Source organism: Paraburkholderia sp. DHOC27 (assembly GCF_003429005.1).
Classification (GTDB): Bacteria; Pseudomonadota; Gammaproteobacteria; order Burkholderiales; family Burkholderiaceae; genus Paraburkholderia.
In genome coordinates this window covers 1,696,600-1,718,439 of the sequence record NZ_QVQV01000001.1, presented here as the reverse complement: position 1 = coordinate 1,718,439, position 21,840 = coordinate 1,696,600, and the positions used below count along the sequence as shown (strand labels likewise).

At 65.0% G+C, this 21,840-nt stretch carries 20 protein-coding genes; 6 read left to right on the top strand and 14 right to left on the bottom strand.

What is annotated here, in order from left to right; translation table 11 throughout:
• Positions 1-207: 207 nt before the first annotated feature.
• The 12 genes from D0B32_RS07530 to D0B32_RS07480 all read right to left on the bottom strand — a co-directional run bounded on the left by D0B32_RS07530 (position 208) and on the right by D0B32_RS07480 (position 12,635).
• Positions 208-1,029 carry a GntR family transcriptional regulator gene (locus D0B32_RS07530; RefSeq protein WP_259294906.1) on the bottom strand — a complete coding sequence of 274 codons (822 nt, stop codon included), beginning with the start codon at positions 1,027-1,029 and terminating at the stop codon, positions 208-210.
• Between the two features lie 72 nt (positions 1,030-1,101).
• Positions 1,102-1,503 carry an oxalurate catabolism protein HpxZ gene (gene hpxZ, locus D0B32_RS07525; protein WP_117333227.1) on the bottom strand — a complete coding sequence of 134 codons (402 nt, stop codon included), beginning with the start codon at positions 1,501-1,503 and terminating at the stop codon, positions 1,102-1,104.
• A 2-nt stretch (positions 1,504-1,505) separates the two neighbouring features.
• Entirely contained in the window at positions 1,506-2,168 is a 663-nt protein-coding gene (locus D0B32_RS07520) for a cysteine hydrolase family protein (RefSeq protein WP_117333226.1), read from the bottom strand.
• Between the two features lie 217 nt (positions 2,169-2,385).
• On the bottom strand, positions 2,386-4,047 hold the full coding sequence (locus D0B32_RS07515; protein ID WP_117333225.1) for an ABC transporter ATP-binding protein: 1,662 nt from the start codon (positions 4,045-4,047) through the stop codon (positions 2,386-2,388).
• A gap of 5 nt (positions 4,048-4,052) precedes the next feature.
• A complete protein-coding gene (locus tag D0B32_RS07510) occupies positions 4,053-4,745 on the bottom strand; it encodes a cysteine hydrolase family protein (protein ID WP_117333224.1) in 693 nt (230 codons plus the stop codon).
• A gap of 88 nt (positions 4,746-4,833) precedes the next feature.
• Positions 4,834-5,760, bottom strand: coding sequence for an ABC transporter permease (locus tag D0B32_RS07505; RefSeq protein WP_117333223.1), 927 nt, complete (start codon positions 5,758-5,760; stop codon positions 4,834-4,836).
• Positions 5,753-6,868 (bottom strand): ABC transporter permease, encoded by a 1,116-nt coding sequence (locus D0B32_RS07500; RefSeq protein WP_117333222.1) that lies wholly within the window; start codon positions 6,866-6,868, stop codon positions 5,753-5,755. Before D0B32_RS07500 ends, D0B32_RS07505 begins: the two co-directional genes overlap by 8 nt.
• Positions 6,869-6,901: 33 nt before the next feature.
• Positions 6,902-7,999: a BMP family ABC transporter substrate-binding protein gene (locus D0B32_RS07495; protein ID WP_117333221.1), complete on the bottom strand. Its 1,098-nt coding sequence runs from the start codon at positions 7,997-7,999 to the stop codon at positions 6,902-6,904.
• A 29-nt stretch (positions 8,000-8,028) separates the two neighbouring features.
• Entirely contained in the window at positions 8,029-10,014 is a 1,986-nt protein-coding gene (gene atzF, locus D0B32_RS07490) for an allophanate hydrolase (RefSeq protein WP_117333220.1), read from the bottom strand.
• A gap of 43 nt (positions 10,015-10,057) precedes the next feature.
• Entirely contained in the window at positions 10,058-10,219 is a 162-nt protein-coding gene (locus tag D0B32_RS32475; RefSeq protein WP_181969735.1) for a hypothetical protein, read from the bottom strand.
• Positions 10,220-10,262: 43 nt separating this feature from the next.
• The gene (locus tag D0B32_RS07485; protein ID WP_117333219.1) at positions 10,263-11,363 is read right to left on the bottom strand and encodes an NAD(P)/FAD-dependent oxidoreductase; all 1,101 of its coding nucleotides are present in this window, start codon (positions 11,361-11,363) and stop codon (positions 10,263-10,265) included.
• Between the two features lie 147 nt (positions 11,364-11,510).
• The gene (locus D0B32_RS07480) at positions 11,511-12,635 is read right to left on the bottom strand and encodes a porin (RefSeq protein WP_117333504.1); all 1,125 of its coding nucleotides are present in this window, start codon (positions 12,633-12,635) and stop codon (positions 11,511-11,513) included.
• A 421-nt stretch (positions 12,636-13,056) separates the two neighbouring features.
• Between D0B32_RS07480 and D0B32_RS07475 the strand changes: the two genes are divergently transcribed.
• Both D0B32_RS07475 and D0B32_RS07470 read left to right on the top strand, forming a co-directional pair.
• The gene (locus tag D0B32_RS07475; RefSeq protein ID WP_117333218.1) at positions 13,057-14,415 is read left to right on the top strand and encodes an AAA family ATPase; all 1,359 of its coding nucleotides are present in this window, start codon (positions 13,057-13,059) and stop codon (positions 14,413-14,415) included.
• Between the two features lie 23 nt (positions 14,416-14,438).
• Positions 14,439-16,178 (top strand): cobaltochelatase CobT-related protein, encoded by a 1,740-nt coding sequence (locus D0B32_RS07470; RefSeq protein ID WP_259294905.1) that lies wholly within the window; start codon positions 14,439-14,441, stop codon positions 16,176-16,178.
• An 18-nt stretch (positions 16,179-16,196) separates the two neighbouring features.
• Here the strand turns inward: D0B32_RS07470 and D0B32_RS07465 are convergent, their stop codons facing one another.
• Entirely contained in the window at positions 16,197-17,030 is an 834-nt protein-coding gene (locus D0B32_RS07465) for a class II glutamine amidotransferase (RefSeq protein WP_117333216.1), read from the bottom strand.
• Between the two features lie 46 nt (positions 17,031-17,076).
• Positions 17,077-17,745 (bottom strand): MarC family protein, encoded by a 669-nt coding sequence (locus tag D0B32_RS07460; protein WP_117333215.1) that lies wholly within the window; start codon positions 17,743-17,745, stop codon positions 17,077-17,079.
• A 337-nt stretch (positions 17,746-18,082) separates the two neighbouring features.
• On the opposite strand from D0B32_RS07460, the gene D0B32_RS07455 reads away from it, so the two are divergent.
• From D0B32_RS07455 to bluB, 4 genes are all read left to right on the top strand, one after another.
• Complete coding sequence (locus D0B32_RS07455) at positions 18,083-18,298, top strand: DUF3311 domain-containing protein (RefSeq protein ID WP_117333214.1); 216 nt, start codon at positions 18,083-18,085, stop codon at positions 18,296-18,298.
• On the top strand, positions 18,295-19,776 hold the full coding sequence (locus D0B32_RS07450) for a sodium:solute symporter (RefSeq protein ID WP_117333212.1): 1,482 nt from the start codon (positions 18,295-18,297) through the stop codon (positions 19,774-19,776). Before D0B32_RS07455 ends, D0B32_RS07450 begins: the two co-directional genes overlap by 4 nt.
• 189 nt (positions 19,777-19,965) lie before the next feature.
• Positions 19,966-20,895: a flagellar brake protein gene (locus D0B32_RS07445; RefSeq protein ID WP_117333210.1), complete on the top strand. Its 930-nt coding sequence runs from the start codon at positions 19,966-19,968 to the stop codon at positions 20,893-20,895.
• 284 nt (positions 20,896-21,179) lie between these two features.
• Entirely contained in the window at positions 21,180-21,836 is a 657-nt protein-coding gene (gene bluB, locus D0B32_RS07440; protein WP_117333208.1) for a 5,6-dimethylbenzimidazole synthase, read from the top strand.
• Positions 21,837-21,840: the final 4 nt, after the last annotated feature.

The window sequence follows — 21,840 nt, the reverse complement described above, 5'->3', positions numbered from 1 at the left end:
CCTCACCGTGCTCGCGCCTAGTCGATCTCCGCCATGTTCGAGCCCATTGCGTCGCGTTGTGCATCACGCGTTATATGCACTCGTGAGACGAATCGGCGCCGTGAATCCGTGCGACGAATCAGCGTGCAAAGCAACGTACAACGCAGCATGCAAAGCCCGCGTGCAGCATCGCACTGCAAGCGCGCCATTGAACGCGGCGAAGCACAGTCACGACACGAACGGCAGCTTCTGGTCGCGCGCTGCGGCGAGCATCGACACGGTGATCTTGCGGACTTCGAGCTTGCTCTGGGTAATATGAGCGCGCAACAGAATGCTGGCCTCCGGCAGCCGGTTGCGTTCGATCAGATGCAGCATGGTGGAATGCTCATCGTATGTGGCGCTGGTGCGGTGCGGCTTCAGAAAATCGAGCCGCCGCACGATGCGGATGCGCTCGGTGACTTCGTTGTGCACGCGAAGCATCTCGCCATTGCCGGTAGCCGCCACGAGTTGCCGATGGAAGTTTTCGTCCATGCCGAACATGGTGACCGCATCGCTCTCGCGCAATTGCGGATCGACACACCAGATCGCCTTGAGCGGCGCGATGGCTTCATGCGGTGCGTTGCCGCTCGTGAGTCGTTCGAGCGATGCGAGTTCGAGCACGATGCGCAGGTCGTACAGTTGATCGAGCTGGTCGAAGTTGATCTGCGAGACTTTCCAGCCGCGCCGGAAACCCACTTCCAGATACCCTTCGCGTTGCAGACGGAACAGACCGTCACGCATCGGCGTGCGTGACACGCCGTAGTGCTGCGCGATATCGCTTTCGGAGAAACGATCGCCCGGGAACAGCCGGAAACTGAAAATGTCGCTCTTCAACTGCTGATACACCTGCTCAGCCAGCGCGTTCGGTCCGGGGTTTGCGCCGGTGTTTGCCCCAGCGCTTGCGCCACCGTTCCGGCCTTCTGCGGACCCCATCTCCTGCCCAGCGTTGGCCTCGGCAAGCGCATACGGTGTGCGTGCCAGTTTCGCCTCGGCTGTGTCGTGTTCACTCATCTCGCCAACTCTCCGTTGCGGTGTCTCGCGGTGTTTTTGCGGTGTTCTCGCGGTGTACTTATTATCAGCCCGTTACGGCATCGGGATCAGGCTGACATGTGCCGCGACGATCTGCCAGCCGCGATGATCCGATGCCAGCGGCGAGCCGATGCGCGCCCACGTCTGCATCTGACGTCCCAGCAGTGCGGTGGCGTCGCTCGTGAATTCCGTGCTGACCGTGGCGTAATCATTACCGAAGGTGGTCACCACCGTGCGATGCAGACGCCGCGACGGCGGCACCGGCACCGCAGTGGCGCGCCACGCACGCACCGCCTCGCCCCCATGCTGAACCTCGGCAATGCCGTAGCGTACTGTCTCGGGTGTGTCCCAGAACAGCGCGTTCATTGCCTCCACATCGTTCATCACCAACGCCCGCTCATACTCTTCGAAGGCCGCCGCCACCTCGGCCACAATCTCCGGCTTGTTGACGTCCATCCTCACGCTTCCCTTTTCAATGCCGCAAACGGCGCGGTCCAGCCAACGATGCCGCCTTGCGAGCGGATCATCGCGAGACTCGCCTCCTTGAATGCGGGGAAGTAGCTCGCGGTCGCATCTTCGATCAACAGGCAATCGTAGCCGCGATCGTTGGCTTCGCGCATCGAGGTTTGTACGCACACCTCGGTTGTTACGCCAGCGAAAATCAGATGGGTGATGCCCCGTGTGGCCAGTTCTTCGCCCAGACGTGTGGCGTAGAAGGCGCCTTTACCGGGTTTGTCGATGACGAGTTCGCCGGCAATCGGCGTCAGTGCGTCGATGATCGCGTTGCCCGGTTCGCCGCGCACGAGAATGCGCCCCATCGGCCCCGGCTCGCCGATGCGCATCTCTGGTGCACCACGCAGCCGCTTGGCGGGCGGGCAATCGGACAGATCGGGCGCGTGCGACTCGCGCGTATGCACCACCATCCAGCCGCCGTCACGCGCAAGCGCGAGCAACTCTACGACGGTGGGGACGATGCCGGCCAGCAGCGTCACGTCGTTACCCAGCGATTCGCCAAAGCCGCCTGGCTCGATGAAATCGCGCTGCATGTCGATGATGACGAGCGCCACCTTCGACGCGTCGAATACGAACGGTGACGGTGCGGCCTGTACTTCGATGTTCATGATCTAACCTCGGTCTAACCCTTGTTGTTGTGTGCCGCCTCTTGTGCGCCAGCTTGATCGCCAGCGGCGGCACACCCCCGCCTCCAGGCCAGGAATGTGCCGCATGGCACGTCCACTCACGCAGCATCGCTCAGACTACGCGGGAACGCTTACGACAACCCCCGTTTTACTACCTGGAACCGCTTTCGCCATGCTCTGACGTCACGGCGCTTCAGCTTTATGCTGCAACCACGTCTGCCGCAGCCGGATGCGCGTGCTCCTCGACATGCCCCGCCATGTGCTGCCCCAGCACGGCCCGTTCGGCATCCTGAGCAGGCGTTTCAAACACGAGTCTGCCTTCGGCCATCACCGTGATACGGTCAGCCAGTTCGAGCAGTTCGTCGAGGTCTTCGCTGACCAGCAGCACAGCGGCGCCCGCATCGCGCGCTGCAATCAGCCGCGCGTGAATGTCCGCCACGGAAGCGAAATCCAGACCGAACACGGGATTCGCGACGATCAGCACATCCACGGCTTGGCCGAGTTCGCGCGCCAGCACCGCACGTTGCACGTTGCCGCCCGAGAGCGTGCCGATCATGCGGTCCGGCGCTGGCGGCCGCACGTTGAAATCGCGAATCCGTTGCGCGGCCCGCTCGCGCATCGCGCGGCGATCCAGCCGCCAGCCGCCCCGGCACACCGGCGCGCGGTCGAAGTCACGCAGTGCCAGGTTTTCGGCCACACTCATGCCCGCGACGCAGGCGTTTTTTAGCGGCTCCTCGGGAATCGCGAAGACGCGGCGCGAGGTCATTTCGGCGCGCGTCGCGCGATACGACTCGCCCTTCACCCGCATCTCGCCCGCTACCGGGCGCCGCTGTCCAACCAGTGCCTCAACCAGTTCCTTTTGACCGTTTCCCGAGACACCGGCAAGGCCAAGAATCTCGCCGGCACGCACTGTCAGCGACGCGTCGCGCACCGCCGTATGTCCACGGTCATCCTCGACAGAAACGTTGCGCAGTTCGAGCCGCACGGGGGCCTGCGGATCGAGCGGCTTGCGCGCGGCACGCTCCACCTTGATCTCCGCGAGCACCGGCGCTGCGGATGCCGCGGCGTCGGTCTGCGCGTTCGCCACGGTGGCGACGCTCGTGCCCATCATCCACGCGGCCAGTTGATCGCGGCTGGTCTGCGCGACGGCGGTCGTGCCCACCTGACGCCCCTTGCGCAACACCGTGACGTCGTCCGCATAGGCCATCACCTCGCGGAACTTGTGCGTGATCATCAGCACGGTGAGTTGTCCGCGCGTGGTGAGGTCGCGCATCAGACCAAGCACTTCGTCGGCCTCCTGCGGCGTGAGCACCGAAGTCGGTTCATCCAGAATCAGAAACCGCTGCCGCAGATACAGTTGCTTGAGAATTTCGAGCTTCTGCTTTTCGCCCGCCGCGAGACCGGCCACGGGCGCTTCGAGCGGCAGACTGAACGGCATGCTGCGCATGAACTCGCTCAATGCGGCACGCTCGCGTTTCCAGTCGATCCGCCACGACAGACGCCCCGTGGCGAGCAACAGGTTTTCTTCCACCGACAAACCCGTTGCCAGCGTGAAATGCTGATACACCATGCCGATGCCGAGCGCCTGCGCGTCGCGCGGCGAGGCGATCTTTGCTTCACGGCCATCGGCGGTGATCTGCCCTTCGTCGAGCAGCCCATAGCCGACCAGCCCCTTCACCAGCGTGCTCTTGCCGGCGCCGTTTTCGCCGAGCAACGCGTGGATCGTGCCCGGCGCGACCTTGATCGACACCTTGTCGAGCGCGCGAAACGCGCCGAAATTTTTCGACGCGCCGAGCACTTCGACGCCCAGCGCGTGCGTGAACGCAGCGTGCGGCTGATTGTAGGGAGCGACGCTGGCCATGATGATTAACGTCCCAAAGTAGCAAGCACTGCTTGCGAATCGGATACCGTACCGAACACGCCGCCTTGCATTGTGATCATGTGCAGCGCGGCGTCGTGATTGCTTTTGTCGGTGGCGCCGCAGCAGTCGGCCAGCACGGTGCACTCGAAGCCGCGGTCGTTGGCTTCACGCATGGTGGTGTGTACGCAGACATCGGTGGTGATGCCGGTGAGAATCAGGTTGACGATGCCGCGTGTGCGCAGGATCAACTCCAGATCCGTCGCGCAGAATGAGCCTTTGCCGGGTTTGTCGATGATGATCTCGCCTGGCAGCGGCGCCAGTTCGTCGATGATCTCCCAGCCCGGCTCACCGCGCACGAGAATCCTGCCGCACGGGCCAGCGTCGCCGATGCCTACGCCGTCGGTCCCGGCGCGGCGGCTGCGCCAGCGCTTGTTGGCGGGCAGATCGGACAGATCCGGCCGATGTCCTTCGCGCGTATGAATGATCGTGAAGCCCTGCTCGCGCATCAGCGTCAACACGTTCTTGATCGGTTCGATGGGCGCGCGCGTGAGCGACAGGTCGTAGCCCATCTTGTCGACATAGCCGCCGTGGCCGCAGAAATCGGTCTGCATGTCGATGATGATGAGCGCGGTGTTATCGGGCCGCAGGTTGCCGTCATACGGCCAGGGGTAAGGTTTCGCTTCGAGGAATCGGTTCATGGTTCGGCACTCTTCAGTTGTGCTGGCAGGTTGTTTGTTCACGCTGTCATGCGCGGCGGAATCAGGCACTCGGCTCAGCGCGTCAGGCTCAGCGTGTCAGGCTCAATTCACCCGGCGCGCCGGTCAGCGTGCGATCGGGGCGGCAGTTGATGATCATGATCACGAGCGTCAGCACATAGGGCGCGGCGTTGTAGAGGTAGTAGCCGCTCGTCACGCCAATGGCTTGCAGCGCCGGACCCAGGGCACCGGCCGCGCCGAACAGCAGCGCGGCATACAGGCAACGCAGCGGCTGCCAGCGCGCGAAGATCACCAGTGCGACGGCCATCAAACCCTGGCCGCTGGAGAGCCCCTCGTTCCAGCTACCCGGATAGACCAGCGACAGATACGCGCCGCCCACGCCCGCGAAAAAACCGCCCACCGCCGTGGCGGCAATGCGGATACGCGTGAGCGGATAGCCCATCGCCCGCGCGGTTTCCGCGTGATCACCGACGAGCCGCAAGGTCATGCCCCAGCGCGTGCTGCGCAACCCCCATTGCAGGACGAACGCGAGCACGATGCCGATCACGAACAGCGGATTGATATGCAGCGCGTTATGCAGTTGCGGCGACACGGCCCAACCGCCCAGGTCGATGGATTGCAGCATCGGCGCCTGTGGCTGGATGAACGGCTTGCCGAGATAGAACGCGAGGCCGGTGCCGAGCAGCATCAACGCAATGCCGAACGCAATGTCCGACACGCGCGGCAGCGAGCACACGAGTCCGTGCAGACAACCAAACAGCAGACCGACCACACCCGCTGCCAGCACGCCGAGCCACGGCGAGCCGGTCAGATACGACGCCGCGTAGCCGCTCATCGCGCCGGAGACGAGGATGCCCTCCAGGCCGAGATTCACGCGGCCGCCCTTTTCCGTCAGGCATTCGCCGAGACTCACGAACAGATACGGTGTGCTCACGCGAATTGCGCCGGCCAGCAACGAGAGCAACAGGACCACCACCGGTGAGTGCATATCAGGCATGAGTCTTCTCCAGTTGCACCGGCACTTCGCTGACCGCGAGCGCCTGCAGTTTCAGACGCCACGCGACGATGCGGCCGCCCAGCGCTTCCCACGCGAGCAGGTTGGCGAACAACAGGCCTTGCAGCACCAGCGTGGTGGCATCCGGCAGGTCGAGCCGGCGTTGCAGCAGACTGCCGCTCGCTTCGATGCCGCCAATCAGCACCGCGCACAGCACGATGGCCAGCGGGTTCTGGCGCGCGGCGAAAGCCACGAGGATGCCGCTGTAGCCATAGCCCGCGAGCAGCGATGCATTCGCGCTGCCCTGCACGGCCGCCACTTCGAACATGCCGGCCAGTCCCGCCGCACCGCCGCCGAGCGCGCACGCGCCGAGCGCCAGCAGACTCACCGGCAAACCCACAAGGCGCGCGGCGCGGTTGCTGCCGCCCACCACGCGCATCGCAAAGCCCTTGGTGCTGTGCTTGACGAACACCCACGCGGCGATACAGGCCAGCACGCCCCACAGCAAACCCCAGTGCACTTCGAGGCCGGGCAGCGAGCCGATCGTCATCGCATCGGGCACGGGGAACGTGGATGGCTTGTTGAGACTCGCCGGATCGCGCAGCGGCCCTTCCACCAGATGCTTGAAGAGGGCAATGGCGATGTACGACATCAACAGACTGCTGATGGTCTCGTTGACGCCGCGCCATTGCCGCAGCGCGCCCACTGCGCCGATCCAGATGGCGCCCGCGACGATGCCCGCCAGCGCCATCAACGGCGAGGCGATGAGCCAGGGCGTGCCGGCCGGCAGGCATTGCGGCACCACGGCCGCGGCCAGTCCGCCTAGCGCGAGCGCGCCCTCGCCGCCAATCACCACCAGCCCCACCTGCGCCGGCAAGGCCACGCACAGTGCCGTCAACATCAACGGTGAAGCGCGCAGCAAGGTGCTTTGCCATGCGAACGACGAACCGAACGCCCCCTGGAAAATCAGGCCGATGGCATCCATCGCCGGCGCGCCCTGCACCAGCAGAAACAGCCAGAACAGCAACAGCGTGCCCGCCAGCGCGCAGACCGTTGGGATGGCGGGCAACACACCGAGCATCAGCCGGGCAGAACTCGCGTTAGGACGCATGGCCGCTCCTTGAAGATTGATCCTGCTGCAACATCAGATCTGGCCCACCACACCCGAGACCAGGTAGTTCATGCTTTCGAGCGTGTAGTCGGTCTGCACGTGGCTCGTGCCGTCCGCCACCACCACGCCGCCCTTGTTGTCCTTGATCGGACCTTTGAAGATCACGAATTCGCCCGACATCATTTTCGATTTCACGCCGTCGGCACTCTGCCGCGCATCGGGCGTGACCTTCGCGCCGTACGGCGACATCTTCACGAAGCCTTCCTTGAGGCCGCCGCGCAGCACGTTCGGTTGCGGCTTGCCGCCCTGCGCGCCCGCCACCAGTTCCTTGTACGGCGTGGCCCAATCCCATTCCGCGCCGGTCAGGTAGCCCTTCGGCGCGAGCGCTGCCTGGCTCGCGTGATAGCCGCAGCTCATCGCGCCGCGCTTCTCGGCGGTCTCGATCACGACCTTCGGACCGTCGACGTGACAGGTCAGCACGTCGCAACCCTGATCAACGAGGCTGTTGGCGGATTCCGCTTCCTTGACAGGCATCGACCAGTCGCCCGTGAAGATCACGTGCGTGGTGATGGACGGGTCCACGGACTGCGCGCCCAGCGTGAACGCGTTGATGTTTCGGAGTACCTGGGGAATCGGCTTGGCGGCGACGAAGCCGAGTTTTTTGGTCTTGGTCATATGGCCGGCCACCACGCCGTTCAGATACTGGCACTCGTCGATATAGCCGAAGTAGCTGGTGATGTTCGGCGGGTTGCCCTGCTTCCACAGTCCGCCGCAGTGGGCGAAGCGCACGTTCGGATATTTGGCCGCCATCTTCAGCACGTGCGGGTCGAAGTAGCCAAACGAGGTGGCGAAGATCAGCGTGGCGCCGTCCTGTTCGATCATCGCTTCCATCGACTTCTGCACCGCGATGGTCTCCGGCACGTTCTCTTCCTCGACCACCTTCACGTTAGGCAGCGTCTTGATTACGTTAGCGGCGGCGGCCTGCGCCTGGTTGTATCCATAGTCGCCCCGCGCGCCGACGTAGATCACGCCGACGGTCAGTTTGCTGGCGGCAAATACCGATTCGAACGGCAGCACGGCACCCAGTGTCAGCAGGCTGGCGTTCTTGAGAAAGTGGCGACGATTGCTCATGGCGTTTCCGGTCTCGTGGGGTTGAGGGTTTATTGATTGACAACGGTTGTGTTGGAGTTCGCGGCTGCGGCCGTAGCGGCGGCGTTGGGGGTGGACAGGCTCGCCAGATAGGCCAGCCAGCCGCCGTATTGCGTGATCTCGCGTGCGCCCGCGGCTGGCGTAACGGCCGCCGGTTCGCAGATGAAGCCGTGCACGGTGCGGCCGTCCGCGACGCGCACCGTGCCGATACCGAGCGGCGCCGGCACCTGCGCGACCAGCGCGCCGAACAGGCGCAGCGGCACCTGCCATAGTTCGATGGCGATGGCTTCGGGCGCCTGAATGGCTTTGGCTTGCTCTGTGTGTTGCGGCGTGACGTGCGACACGTTTTGCGGCGCATGCACGAGCCCAGGCTTGGGCGGCGTGGTGCCCGCCAGCGCGAACAGGCGATAGTCCGGCGAGGTATGCGTCGCCTCGAGGAAGCGCGCGCCCGCCTGCAGCAGTTGCCAGTTCAACGGCTGGCCACGCAGATGTGCGCCCACCACGGCGACGGTGATCGACGGCTCGTCGGTGAGCAGCGGTTGCAGCTTGATGTCGTCTGCGTGAGCGTGAGTGGCGGCGTCGAAAAACAGCGCCTGAATCTGCGCGCCCAGCACGGCGAGCCGATGATCCGCGCCAGCCGGCGCGATCAGCGTGACGCCGGCAGGCAAGCCGTCCGCGCGACGCACGCACGGCACCGACAGCGCGCACAGATCGAGCAGGTTGACGAAGTTCGTGTAGTAGCCGAGCTGGCTGTTGAGTTCGACCGGGTTGGCCTTGACCGCGGCGATGGTCGGATGGGTCGGCGTGGTCGGGACGATCAGCACGTCGATGTCCTCGAACACTTTCTCCGCGTGGCGCTTCAGTTCGGCGAGGCGGTACTGCGCGTTGAAGGCATCCACGGCGCTGAACTGGTCGGCCTTGCTAATCACGCCCGCCACGACCGCGTCCATGTCCGCGCGATGCGTATCGAAGAACTCGCCCACGGCGGCGCGGCGTTCGGCCACCCACGGGCCGTCGTAGAGCAGCGCCGAGACCTGGGTGAACGGCACGAGGTCGATGGCGGCCGGATTCGGTGCCAGGTGCGCGCGCAACGTATCGAGCGCGGCCTCGAAGGCTTGCGCGGCGTGGCTGTCGCCATAGAACTCGGCCTGCGCCGGCACGCCGATGCGGCACGCGCCCGCGGTCAAACCGAGCGCCAGCACGCGGCGCGAATAGCTGTCCAGCGAGTCGAATTTCGCCAGTTGATTCAGCACCTGCCACGCATCGCCGACGCTGTGCGCGAAGATCGACACGGTATCGAGCGTCTTGCACGCCGGCACCACGCCGCGCTTGCTGACGAGCCCGAGGGTTGGTTTCAGTCCGACCAGTTCGTTGAAGCCGGCGGGCACGCGGCCGGAGCCGGCGGTATCCGAGCCGAGCGAAAACGCCACGCAGCCGGCGGCCACCGTGACGGCCGAGCCGGAACTCGAGCCGCCCGACACGCGCTCGGCGAACTCGAACTGGCGCACCGCGCCGAACGGCGAACGCACGCCGACGAGTCCGGTGGCAAACTGGTCGAGGTTGGTCTTGCCGATCAGCATTGCGCCCGCGTCCAGCAGGCGTTGCACCACGAAGGCCGACTCCGTGGGCGTGTAGGCGAACCCGGGACAGGCGGCCGTGGTGGGCAACCCGGCCACGTCGATGTTGTCCTTGACCGCGAACGGAATGCCGAAGAGCGGCAGGCGTTCGAACACCGCCGCGCCTGCTTCTGCGCGCAGCACGTCCAGCTGCGCGGCGCGGGCATACAGCGCCTCGGCGGAGACGCGATAAATCCAGGCTTCGGGACGCCCCGCCGCCTCGATGCGTTGCAGGGTTTCGTCGATGCATTGCGTGGGCGTCAGCGTGCCGGCGGCGTAGCGCGCGGCAAGCGTGCTGACGGATGCCGCACGTGCCACGGAGGAGATGGAAGCCGTCGCAGCGGTAGAACGGGCGGAGCGAAAATCAGCGGAGTTCGTCATGAGTTCAATCTTGAATACAAGTTTGAACCCGATAGAGCACGAGCTATGCCAACTGGATCATCTGACGCGGCATGTAGGCCGCAACCGCCTGTTGCGTAAGGATTTTCGGCTGCGCGACGTTTACCGTTCGCGACTCACGGCGCGCTTCCACGGCGATTTTCGAGGAGCGCTCGTTGTGCACCGTTCCCCAGAACGGGGCGGCCATGACCCGTCGCGGGTCGCGCGACGGTGCGCCGCCCCCCGCTCACCTATTCGGTGCTGGCCGCGACTTTTTCAGCTAGCGCGGCGTCGTAGCTCGAATGCACGTGCACGCGCTTTTTCTCGGGGTACGCATAGGCGTATGCCTTTCGTAAGGCCAACGATGCCTCGTGGAACCCGGACAGAATCAGTTTCTGCTTGTTCGGGTAGTGGGCGATATCGCCCACTGCGAAAATGCCCGGGCGCGAGCTTTCATAGTTGGAGGTGTCGACGTCCACCCGTCCCGCGTGCAGGCTCAAGCCCCAGTTGGCGATCGGCCCGAGGTCCGCAACGAGGCCATACAGCGCGACGACATGCTCAGCCTCGAGTTGGGTCGAACCGCCAATCTGACGGATCTCCAGCGACTCGAGCTTGCCCTCCGGCGCGTTGAGCCCGGCGATCGCGCCCACCACGAAGTCCATCTCACCCGCCTCGACGGCGCGGCGCATCTTGTCGACGCTGGAATCCACCGCGCTGAAGCCGTTGCGCCGATGCAGCAGCGTCAGCTTGCGCGCCACCGGGCGCAGCGCCAGCGCCCAGTCGAGCGCGGAATCGCCGCCGCCCGCCACCACTACGGTCTTGTCCTTGAAGTCCGCCACGTTGGGCACGCTGTAATGGATGTGGCGCCCTTCCAGCGGCACGGCCTCGGGCAAGGCCAACCGCTGCGGCGCGAACGCGCCGTTGCCGGCGGCGAGCAGGATGGCGGCGGCATCGAAACTGAGACCCTGACTGGTGGTTACGTGCCAGCGGCCGTCGTCGCGCTGCTCGACGGTCTCGACGCGTTGCGCCAGATGGATCGGCACGTTGAACGGCTTGCATTGCACCAGCAGGCGCTCCACCAGTTCGCGTGCCGTGCAGGACGGGATGGCGGGAATGTCGTAGATGGGCTTGTCGGGATACAGCTCGATGCACTGTCCGCCTATTTCCGGCAGCGCATCGACGATCTGACACGACAGCCCGATCACGCCCGCCTCGAACGCGGCGAACAGGCCGACCGGCCCCGCGCCGACGATCAGCACGTCGGTGCGTAGCGTCTGCGCCGGGATTGCGGATTCACCGGCGCCTTGCGCGGCGACGGCGCCGTGCGGCGATGAAGCATTACTGGAAGTCATTCGGCGTCCCTGGCGATCACGTTGCATTGAGCACGCCGGAGCAAACCGGACATGCATGGTCCGGCTCACCATACAGACTCCGCCGCGCCCCGGCAACGATGCCACCACGAGCGGTAAGGGTAGCCCTCGCCGCTCGTGCGCCAGACTTTAGAATTGATGCAGGATGCCGACGTAAGCGCCGGTCTGCGATTCGCCCTGCAGCGGACTCGTGCTGCCCGAGCCCTCGCGCGGATTGGCCAGCAGCGAGAAATTGGCCTGCTTGCCGTTGTCCACGTACGCCACCGTGCCGTACAGGAAGGTGCGCTTGCTGAGGTTGTAAGTGCTGCCAAGCGTATACATGGTGGCGTGGCCGGAAGGGTCGTGCTGCGCGTCGCCGCCGCCATCGCCCACGCTCACGTAGAAGCCCGCCAGCGTAATCGCCAGCGCCTGGGTCGCCGTGTAAGTGGCGCCCAGCCAGTAGTAATTGGCGCTGTCAGCAATGCCTGCGGGGGTGTCCGGCGCGGAGAAGTGGGTGTAGGCGCCCTGGATCTTTACCCTGTCCAGATTGACGTTCACACCCGCGAAGTATTCGCGCGAACTGGTGAAGATGTTGGTCATCTGGCCGTTGGCGTCGCGCAGCTCGTCGTAGATGCCGCGCACTTCGAAGAGCTTCGAGTGATACGTCAGCATCACGCCGTCGGAACGGCCAAACTCGCCGGGCGCGCCGTTATTGAACCCGTTGGTCTGATTGCCGAAGGCATACTGGCCTTGAATATCGAAACCCGCGATGACCGGGCTGTGGTACTCGACGTTATTGTTGGTCTGCTGCCAGTTGCGACCGCGCACGAGCGAGGCCGAGGCAAACGCCTCCTGCACCATCGGGTCGAATTCCCACACGCCGTCACTGTCGATAAACAGATTGCGGCCCGCCTGCAGCAAGCCCCATTGATCGCTGTCCAGACCGACGAACGCGCGCCGCGAAAACAGCCGGCCGCCGCTCACGGTGCCGTTCATGATTTCCGGCGCGGTCTCCAGCTTGAAGATGGCGGAGAGACCGCCGCCCATATCTTCAGTGCCCTTGAAGCCGAGGATGCTGGTGCCCCAGTCGCCCCCTTCGGCACTGTAGTTCGAGACGGTGCCGCCCTTGCCGGTTGCAAGGTGATTGATCCATTGAAAGCCGCCGTCGAGCCGTCCGTAAATGACGACGCTGCTTTGTGCATGTGCAGCGAGCGGGGTGGCCATTGCTGGAATGGCCACTGCAAAGGTGGCCAGTAATTGTGTGCGTAGTCTCATCATCGGTGTCGGTCGCGAGTCGTTGTTTTAGGCAGAGCGATTCATGCGACGTACTCGCACTCGCCTCATTGCCGGTTCGCGAACTGACGCGCGCGATGTCGAATGAGTGAGCTGCCGCATGAAACGTCTGGATCCACTTCGCATTGCAGCGCTGGTGATTCTTATAAAAACGCCCGAACTATAGGTGAAAGCGCGACAACAGTATATTTCGTTTGCGGCAAGAGTGATTTGCCTTTGCACATCTCGACACGTCACCGGCATGCTCGGCCTCGCCGGTAGCCGGAAACACGACCCGCACGGGGGCACGCACGGGGACAAGCAACGGCCGCGCTAAGATAGACGTCCGTTGATGAACCAGACGATGCAGCCGACGCTCCGGACCTGTCCGGGTTCAGGCAGTGCTGCCACGACCTTTCGCTCAATGAACGCACCCGACCTCACCGAAGACGAACGCCTTGGCCTCTACCGTCGCGCTACTGTCACTGGCGCCGAATGGTGGCAGGTCAGCGTCGCGGACCGTCCGCAGACGTTCCGCCTGGAGCATGGCGTGCAGAACGGCGAGGCCAGGGCCGTGGTCGATATCGACCTGGTTGTCGATGCCGAAAACCTGCGCGCCAAGCTCAAGAAGTGGCATCGCGAAGGCTTCGTGTTCGAGCCGCGCGATGCAACGCAGCACGCGGCGGCGCAACCCCGCGCCGAGTTCATGCCGGCCTTGCGGCGGGCTGCGGCTGCTTTCGCCGCTGGTGCCGTTGATGCCGCTGGTGCCGCTGATGCCGCTGCCGAAAGCGAACAGCAGCAGGCTCACGAGGTCGTGGACGCAGCCGCCGGGGCTGAGGCCGGGCGCGCGGCGCGACCCCATCCAGGCGCGGATCAAAGCGCCACCCGCGGCGTGTTGCAAAACCCGCTGCAAACCACGCGCATCGGGAGCGTGACGCTGGCCTGCGGTGCACCCGGCCCGCTCGTGCCGCTGGTCAATCCCGCCTACCTCTTCACGGAGCGCTTCGATGACATCCTCGCGGACATCGTCGAGAACCGCCGCGTGATGCTGATCGGCCATACCGGCGTGGGCAAAACCAGTCTGATCGAGCAGGTGGCCGCGCGGACCCAGCACGGCGTGGTGCGTTCGAACATGAACGGCCAGACCACGGTGGGCGACTTCGTCGGCTTCTGGACCGTCAAGGGAGGCGAGACGCTTTGGGTGGACGGCGTGCTGCCCACCGCGATGCGCGAAGGTCTGTGGCTGATCGTGGATGAAATCGATTTCGCCGAGCCGTCCATCCTCGCCGCCCTGACGGCGGTCCTCGAACCGCAGGGGCGTCTGACGCTCAAGGAAAAAGGCAACGAAGTGGTCGCCCCGCATCCGGCCTTTCGCCTCTTTGCGACCGCCAACGCGGTGGGCGCGATGAGCCAGTTCCGGCATCTGTACCAGGGTGCGAACCTGATGAACGAGGCATTCCTCGACCGCTGGCGCGTGTACCTGCTCGACTACCTCGCGCCGGCTGAAGAAGCCGAGGTGCTGGTGCGCACGCTCGCACCGCATATGACGCCGATGCTGGCCGGCACGCTCGCCGCGATCGCCGCCGATTGCCGCGCCGCCTTCGCCCGCGAAGACCTCGCGAGCGCGTTCTCGACGCGGCGCCTGCTCGACTGGGCCGCGTTGATGCTGCGCAGCGGCGACCCCGAGCGCGCCGCCGGTCCCGCGATCTATGCGAAGGTCAGCCCGGAAGATGCGACGCTGATTCGCGGCATCATCCGTCATCACATCGCGCCCGCGACCTGAGCGCCATGCACGCGGCGCACGGTATGCGCGAGAGCCGGGGCTTCGAATTCGAGTCCGCGCTGGGCAAGATTGCCCGCGTGCTGACCGGACAGTACGGCGTGAGCGTCGTCTTCAGTCCCGAGGGGCCGCGCGTGGAACGCGGCCGCATCGTCATTCCCGATTACCCGGTGGGCGAAGGTCTTTCCACCGACGTGCTGGTCGGCTATCTCGACCTGCTGGTGGCGCGCGCCCGGTATTCGGAACTCAACCGCTTCGAGGCGCTGCCACGCGGCGTGACGGCGCAACTGGCGCAGGTGATCGAAGACCGACGCGTCTGTGTGCAACTGCTCGACGCGTATCCGGGCGCACATTGGTTCATCGGCAAGCTGCGCGAACATGCGGCGACGCGCACGCAGCAGCGCTGGCGCACGCTGCGCTGGCGCGACCGTTTTGTCTGCCGAGTGGAACGCGCGTTGTGGAACGAGACCGCGAGCGCCGCCGAAACCAGCCAGTCGCTCTCCGCCGCGCTGCTCGCCTCGCAGGATCTGCTGACGGCGGCGAGCCAGAGCGCCTCCAGCGCCGCCAGCATTGCCGCGGCGCAAGTCATTCTGGCGCGTGTGCGGGCGCTCTCGGCCGGCGACGTCAACCCGATGATGTTTTCCGTTGGCACTGCCGAGGACCTCGACGACGTCACGAGCGATGCCCCCGTTGACGCCTTCGACGCCTTCGAGAGCGACGGCACCCGCGCCGACCCGAACGACGCTGCCAGCCCGCCGGGCGAAGCAGGCGCAGGCAGCGCCGCGCTCGACGGCGTGGGGATGGGCCACGCCATGGCCGACGCCGAGCCTGCGGCAACACGCGCGGACAACACGCTGCCGGCGCCACGCACGTGGACGCCGCCGCGCCTGTCCATTCCGCTTGCCACCGAATTCGACGTGGTCAACGACCAGACCGGTCTCGGCGACCCAGCCGAGTGGCACACGCTGCGCGCGGCGGCGCGCGCCGAAACCGCGCAACTGAAAGCCCGCCTCGAACGGGCGCTGAGCGCGGACGAGCGTACCCGCTGGCGACGCGAACAGGAGCGCGGCGAGATCGACCGCACGGCGCTCGCCAGACTGGCTACGACACCGGGCTATCGCACGCCGTTCAGGATTCGCCGCGCCACCCGCGGACGCGATGTGGCCGTGACCTTGCTGATCGACCGCAGCGGTTCGATGGCCGGCCGCAAGATCGAACTGGCGCGCCTGTGCGCCGCCGCCCTCGCCGATGTGCTGACGCAACTCGGCTTCGCTTGCGAAGTGCTCGGCTACAGCTCAATCGAATCGCCGCAGATGCAGCAACTCTGCGCGCGGCAACGCGCGGCGGGCGTGGACCTGCGGCGCTACAACCGCCTCGTGGAACGGCTCGACCTGCAGATCTACAAGCGCTTCGGTGCGCCCGATCTGAGCGGCCTCACCGGCATCGACTGCGGTCACGAAAATCCGGACGGCGAAGCGCTGGCCTGGGCCGCGACGCGGCTCGCCGATCATCCGGCCGAACGCCGCATCCTGATGGTGTTCTCCGACGGCTACCCGGCCACCGGCGACGGCGATCCGCTGGTGTTGCGCAGCGATCTGCGCGAGCGGGTGGCGGCGATCCAGAAACGCGGCATCGAACTGGTCGGGGTGGGCGTGCTCACCGACGCGGTGGAGGCGTTTTACCCGCACAACGTCGTGGTGAGCCGGCTGGCCGAGCTGCCCTCGACGGTGTTTGCCGTGCTGAGCGCGATGTTATTGAAGCGCTGAGCCCATCTGCGGCCGGCGTCACGCCAGATGCGGATTGAAGGCCGTCTGTTGGATCTCCCCGCCACGCGCAATCAACGCCGTGCTTTCCGGTATCTCCTCCCAGAACCCCGGCAGGTCGACCAACGGTTCGGACAGCACGAGAAAGGCGTCGTCGCCGGCCGCCAGGATGCGCGGGTCGTGCGGATACAGTTCGCGCAAATGCTTGAACGACGTGCTGTGGAACAGCGTGCGCGAATCCCGCTCGCTCGAATAACGTACCGCGACGATCTGCTCGCCGTCCGTTGCGCACACGGTCATGTTGAGCGGCTCTTCGACCCCGTAGCGGCGGCCGGTGGCTTCGACGAACCCCACCATCCGTTCCAGCGCGGTGACGGGCGCGAGTTCCAGCCCGTAAGTGAGCGCGAGATAGAACAGCACTTCGGAATCGGTCGAGCCTTCGATGGACGGGAAGAATTCCGGATCGATCGCCATCATCAGATCACGCCGCACGGCCGGGTAATTGCGCACCAGGCCGTTGTGGACGAACAGCCACCGCCCGTAGCGAAACGGATGACAGTTGGTCTCCTGTGCGGGCGTGTCGGTGGCTGCGCGAATGTGCGCGACGAACAGCGGCGAGTGGATGGCCCGCGCCGCTTCGCGCAGATTGCGGTCGCTCCACGCCGGCTGCATGCAGCGGTAGCGGAACGGGATGTCGGTGGGATGCCCGTACCAGCCGATGCCGAAGCCGTCGCCATTGGTGGTGGTCTGCCCGAGACGGGAATGCAGACTCTGGTCGATCAACGAATGTTTGGCGCGAAACAGCACCGTTTCGAGCTGCACGGGGTTCCCGGTGTAGGCGAGCCAGCGGCACATGGTGGTCTCCGTGAAAGGCAGTTGAAATGGGCTATTTTCGATTGCCCTACTTCCCCTGCAACTGCGCAATGGGAATGAGAAATTCGGAAAGGCCCGTCAAGATGATCTGCACACCGATACACAGCAACAGGAACGACGACACCCGCATGGCTACTTTCGTCCCCTCGACGCCAAGGTAGCGCGCGAAGATGACCGCACGGCTATAGGTAAGGTAGACCACGAAGGCCACGATCACTGAAATCACCACCGACGCGATGCTGGACAGCACGAACTCCGACAGCTTATGCGTACGGTTGGCATTGAGCGCGATGGCCGTGGCAAGCGAACCCGGACCCGTGGTCAGGGGCACCGTCAACGGGAAAAACGCCTTGGAGGTGGCGCTGTCCGCATCGACGCGCCGCACGGTTGGCTCGGGCGGCGGCGTATCCGGCGCGTTCAGCATGTTCCAGCCGGCCACCGCGACCGCGAGGCCGCCGCCGATTCGCAACGCCTGCATGGAAATGCCGAAGAAATGCAGCACCGGCGTGCCCAGAAAAAACGCCACCAGCAGCACGCACAGCACGTTGATCGCAATCTTGCGGGCGAGCGCGGTGCGTTCCTCGGTAGTCAGCGAAGCCGTGCGATCCAGAAACACAAACGCAATGCCGAACGGATTGATGATGCTGATCAATCCGGTAAATCCGAACAGTATGTCCGAGATCAGGCTTTCCACCATGTTGTGCGATCCCCGTGGTGCGACGGCCGACAGGTTACGGCTGAAACCGGTCGCGGCGTCTGGTTTGGTCTGGCTGGAGCCTCATCATAGCGCGGCGCATCAATCGTTAGACATTGGCCGAATGGCCAATTGTGGCGCGCGGCGGCGGCGTGCAACACTGCCGTTTTCCGGGCACCTTGTTCCGCCACGTTCTGGCCAGCGTCCGCGTCATGTTTCGGGCCATCTTTTTGCGGGCACCTTTTTTTGAGCACCTTTACGTGGCGGCATCATCCGGCATAAAGTCGGATCGAAGTCGCGCCAGGGCTCAATGCATCCATTCGTTCGAGGAGCTGTTCATATGTTGCTGCGCCTGCTCGGTTTGCTGCCGTTCATCGGGATTCTGCTCGGCGTACCGTTCGCCAATCGGGTCGAGCCGCTGGTTCTGGGCATGCCTTTCGTGCTCGCGTGGATCGTGCTCTGGGTCGTGCTGACCTCGGTGGTGATGGGCATCGTCTACCGGCTCGACCCGCGCAACCGTCAAGGCGGCGCCGACGCCGAAGGGACGGCACGATGAGCGCCGCGCTGGTTCTGATTGCCGCCGTAACACTGGTCGCGCTGTATCTCGGTCTGCGCGCGAAACGCGGCCACGACATGGACCTCGAACAGTGGACCGTGGGCGGCCGCAGCTTCGGTACCGCGTTCGTGTTCCTGTTGATGGCGGGTGAGATCTACACCACCTTCACGTTCCTTGGCGGCAGCGGCTTCGCCTACGGCAAGGGCGCGCCGGTCTACTACATCCTCGCGTATGCGACGCTTGCGTACATCCTGTCCTACTGGATGCTGCCGCCCATCTGGCGTTACGCCAAGCAGCATCGGCTCGTCTCGCAGCCGCACTTCTTCACGCGCAAGTACGACAGCCCCGCGCTCGGCGTGCTGGTCGCGCTGGTGGGCGTCGCGGCGCTGATTCCATACCTGGTGCTGCAGTTGAAGGGGCTCGGCATCATCGTCGCCACCACGTCGTATGGCGCGATCTCGTCCACGGAGGCGGTCTGGATCGGCGCAGCCGTGGTGACGGCGTATGTGATCGTGTCGGGCGTACGCGGCTCGGCATGGAACTCGGTGGTCAAGGACACGCTGATTCTGGCGATCGTGCTGTTTCTCGGCATCTATTTGCCGATTCATTACTACGGCGGCCTCGCGCCCATGTTCCATGCCATCGACGCGGCCAAACCCGGTTTCCTCACTTTCCCTGCCAGGGGATCGAGCGTGAGCTGGTTCCAGTCCACGGTGCTGCTCACGTCGCTGGGCTTTTTCATGTGGCCGCATACCTTCGGCTCCGTGTTCACCGCCAGGGACGAGCAGATCTTTCGCCGCAACGCGATGATCCTGCCGCTCTACCAGTTGATTCTGCTGTTCGTGTTCTTCGTCGGCTTTGCTGCGGTGCTGAAGGTGCCGGGCTTGAAGGGTGGGGACATCGACCTGTCGCTGTTCCGGCTGTCGCTGCAAACCTTCGATCCGTGGTTCGTCGGCGTGATCGGTGCAGCGGGCGTGCTGACTGCGCTGGTGCCCGGCTCGATGATCCTCAATAGCGCCTCCACCCTGCTCGCCAACGACGTCTACCGTGGCCTGCTCAAGCGCGACGCGCCGGACGCCGCCGTGCGCAACCTCGCGCGTCTGCTGGTGCCGGTGGTGGCGCTGGTGGCCGTGGCCTTCACGCTGCATGGCGGCGAGACGATCGTCGCGCTGCTGCTGATGGGTTACAGCTTCGTGACGCAGCTGTTCCCGGCGCTGGTGTGCAGTCTGTCGCCCCACAACCGGGCCACCCGGCAAGGCGCGTTCTGCGGCATCCTCGCCGGCGTGCTGGTGGTGGCCGTCACCACCTTGATGCACGTGAGCGTGGGTCAGTTGTTTCCGTTCCTGCCCGATAGCGCCAAGGATGTGAATATCGGCTTCGTGGCGCTGGCGCTGAACATCATCGTGTTTGTGGCGGTCAGTGCGGTGACGCAGCCGCGCTCGCGCGGACAGTCGCATGCGCAGACGCACGTGCACTGAAGCGCAATGAGGTGCGATGAGGTGCAATGAATGGCGCGAGCTTCACGAAATGTGGGCTCGTCAGCCATGCCGGACGACAGGCTCGTTCACCTCAGGAAATTTTTGCTGAATTAAAGAAACCATTAAACTTTCAGGTAAGGCTGACGTTAACCCGGTATCCGCCATTCACTTCGCTGCTGATTAACGCCCATGAACGAAGATACCGTGGAGTCACCTGCCGCGACGGCGCAGGCCGTGCTGAGTCCCGACGCCGTGCCGGTCGGCACGCCGCTCGACTGGCCGATCGTCGATCAGGACGGCTCGCTGCTGCTCGACACCGGCGCAGTACTTGCCGCCATCTCGGAACGCCAGTTCCTGTTCGACAACTTCAAGCCCCGCCGCGGTGACGTGGCCGGGCCGGGCAGCGCGCATGCCGTCGACGGCGCGAGCAAGCCAGAGCAGGATCCGCTCGCGCTCAAGGACATGCATCTGTCCATCGGCGCGTTGATCGGCTTGCGCCCGCAGGCCGGCAGCACCGGACCGATGCACCCGTGCCGCATCATCGGTTTTGCGCCGAACGAAGCGCTGTTCGTTACGCCGCCGCTGTTCGAAGGCAAGATCCTGCCGCTCGGCGTGGGCGAAAACGTCGAGATCGTCGCCATTGCCAGTCAGGCGGTGTTCCGCTTCGTCTGCACCGTGGAATCGGTGTGCCAGTTGCCGTTCGATTACGTGGTGCTGTCGCGTCCCGGTGTGATCCGCCGGCTGCGCGAACGCAAGTCGATCCGCGTGCGCGCACGGCTGCCGGTGCGTTATGGCGTCGGCGAGACGGGCGAGCGCTACGAGGGCATCGGGCTCGCCAAGGGTATCAGTTCGCTCGGCATGTCGCTCACCACCTCGTGGGCGCTTGGCCAGGTCGGCGACCGCCTGCGTCTGAGCTTCCCGCTGAAATCCAAGGACCTCGACACGCAGATCGAAACCGTCGGCATTATCCGCAACGTGCAGAAGGGCGAAGCGGGCGAGCCTGCGGTTCATGGGCTGGAGCTGGACCGGCTCGACGCGGCGCAGCAGATGGCGATGAAAGTCTTCGTGTTCGACCGCCAGGACGAAGTGCTGTACTGGACCAACGGCTCGTCGAAGTAAGCGGCGGTTGGCCTAGATTGTTCAGGTGAACGTGCGGAGAGTGATTTGCGCGCGGGCTGGCTGGCAGACTCGCAGACCAACCCGCGGCAGCGTCACGTCGGCCCAACGCGCTGTTTGTTGAATGCGTGGCCAGTGCCCGGTCAACGCCTGACCATCGCCACGCCAACACCTGGCCAGTCTGCCCAACCCGCGCGGGGCGCACCAGATAACACCGCCAACCCGCCCTTCGGCGTATATTCACGCCCAATACCCCACCTACCCGGCCCAAGCGGCCGTCCCGTTTCATGGCAAAGCCCTTCAACGACGCCGATCGCGCGGCGGTCTACCGTGCCATTCACGAGCGGCGCGACATGCGCCACTTCGTGCCCGATCCGGTCGATCCCGCCGTTCTGCAACGCCTGCTCGATGCCGCCCATCACGCGCCGAGCGTGGGCTACATGCAGCCGTGGCGGATTGCGCGCATCACCGATCCCGCGTTGCGCGAAGCGCTGCACCAAACCGTCGAGAGTGAACGGCTCGCCACCGCCGATGCCCTCGGCGAGCGCCGCGACGCCTTCATGAAGCTGAAGGTGGAAGGCATGCTGGAGTGCGGCGAGCTGCTGGTGATGGCGTTGATGGACGGTCGCGAGAAGCACATTTTCGGCCGTCGCACGCTGCCGGAGATGGATCTCGCCTCGGTGGCCTGCGCGATCCAGAACATGTGGCTCGCGGCGCGCGTGGAAGGACTCGGGATGGGATGGGTGTCGCTGTTCGACGTGGACGCCGTGCGTACCCTCCTGCACATGCCGGCGGGCGCGCGGCCCGTGGCGATTCTGTGTCTCGGCCACGTCGACGAGTTTTACGCCGCGCCGATGCTGGAGACTGAAGGCTGGGCGAGCCGCCAGGCGCTATCCACGTGCGTGTTCGAGAATCGCTGGCCCAGCGAGACGGAACCCGAGTGATCCT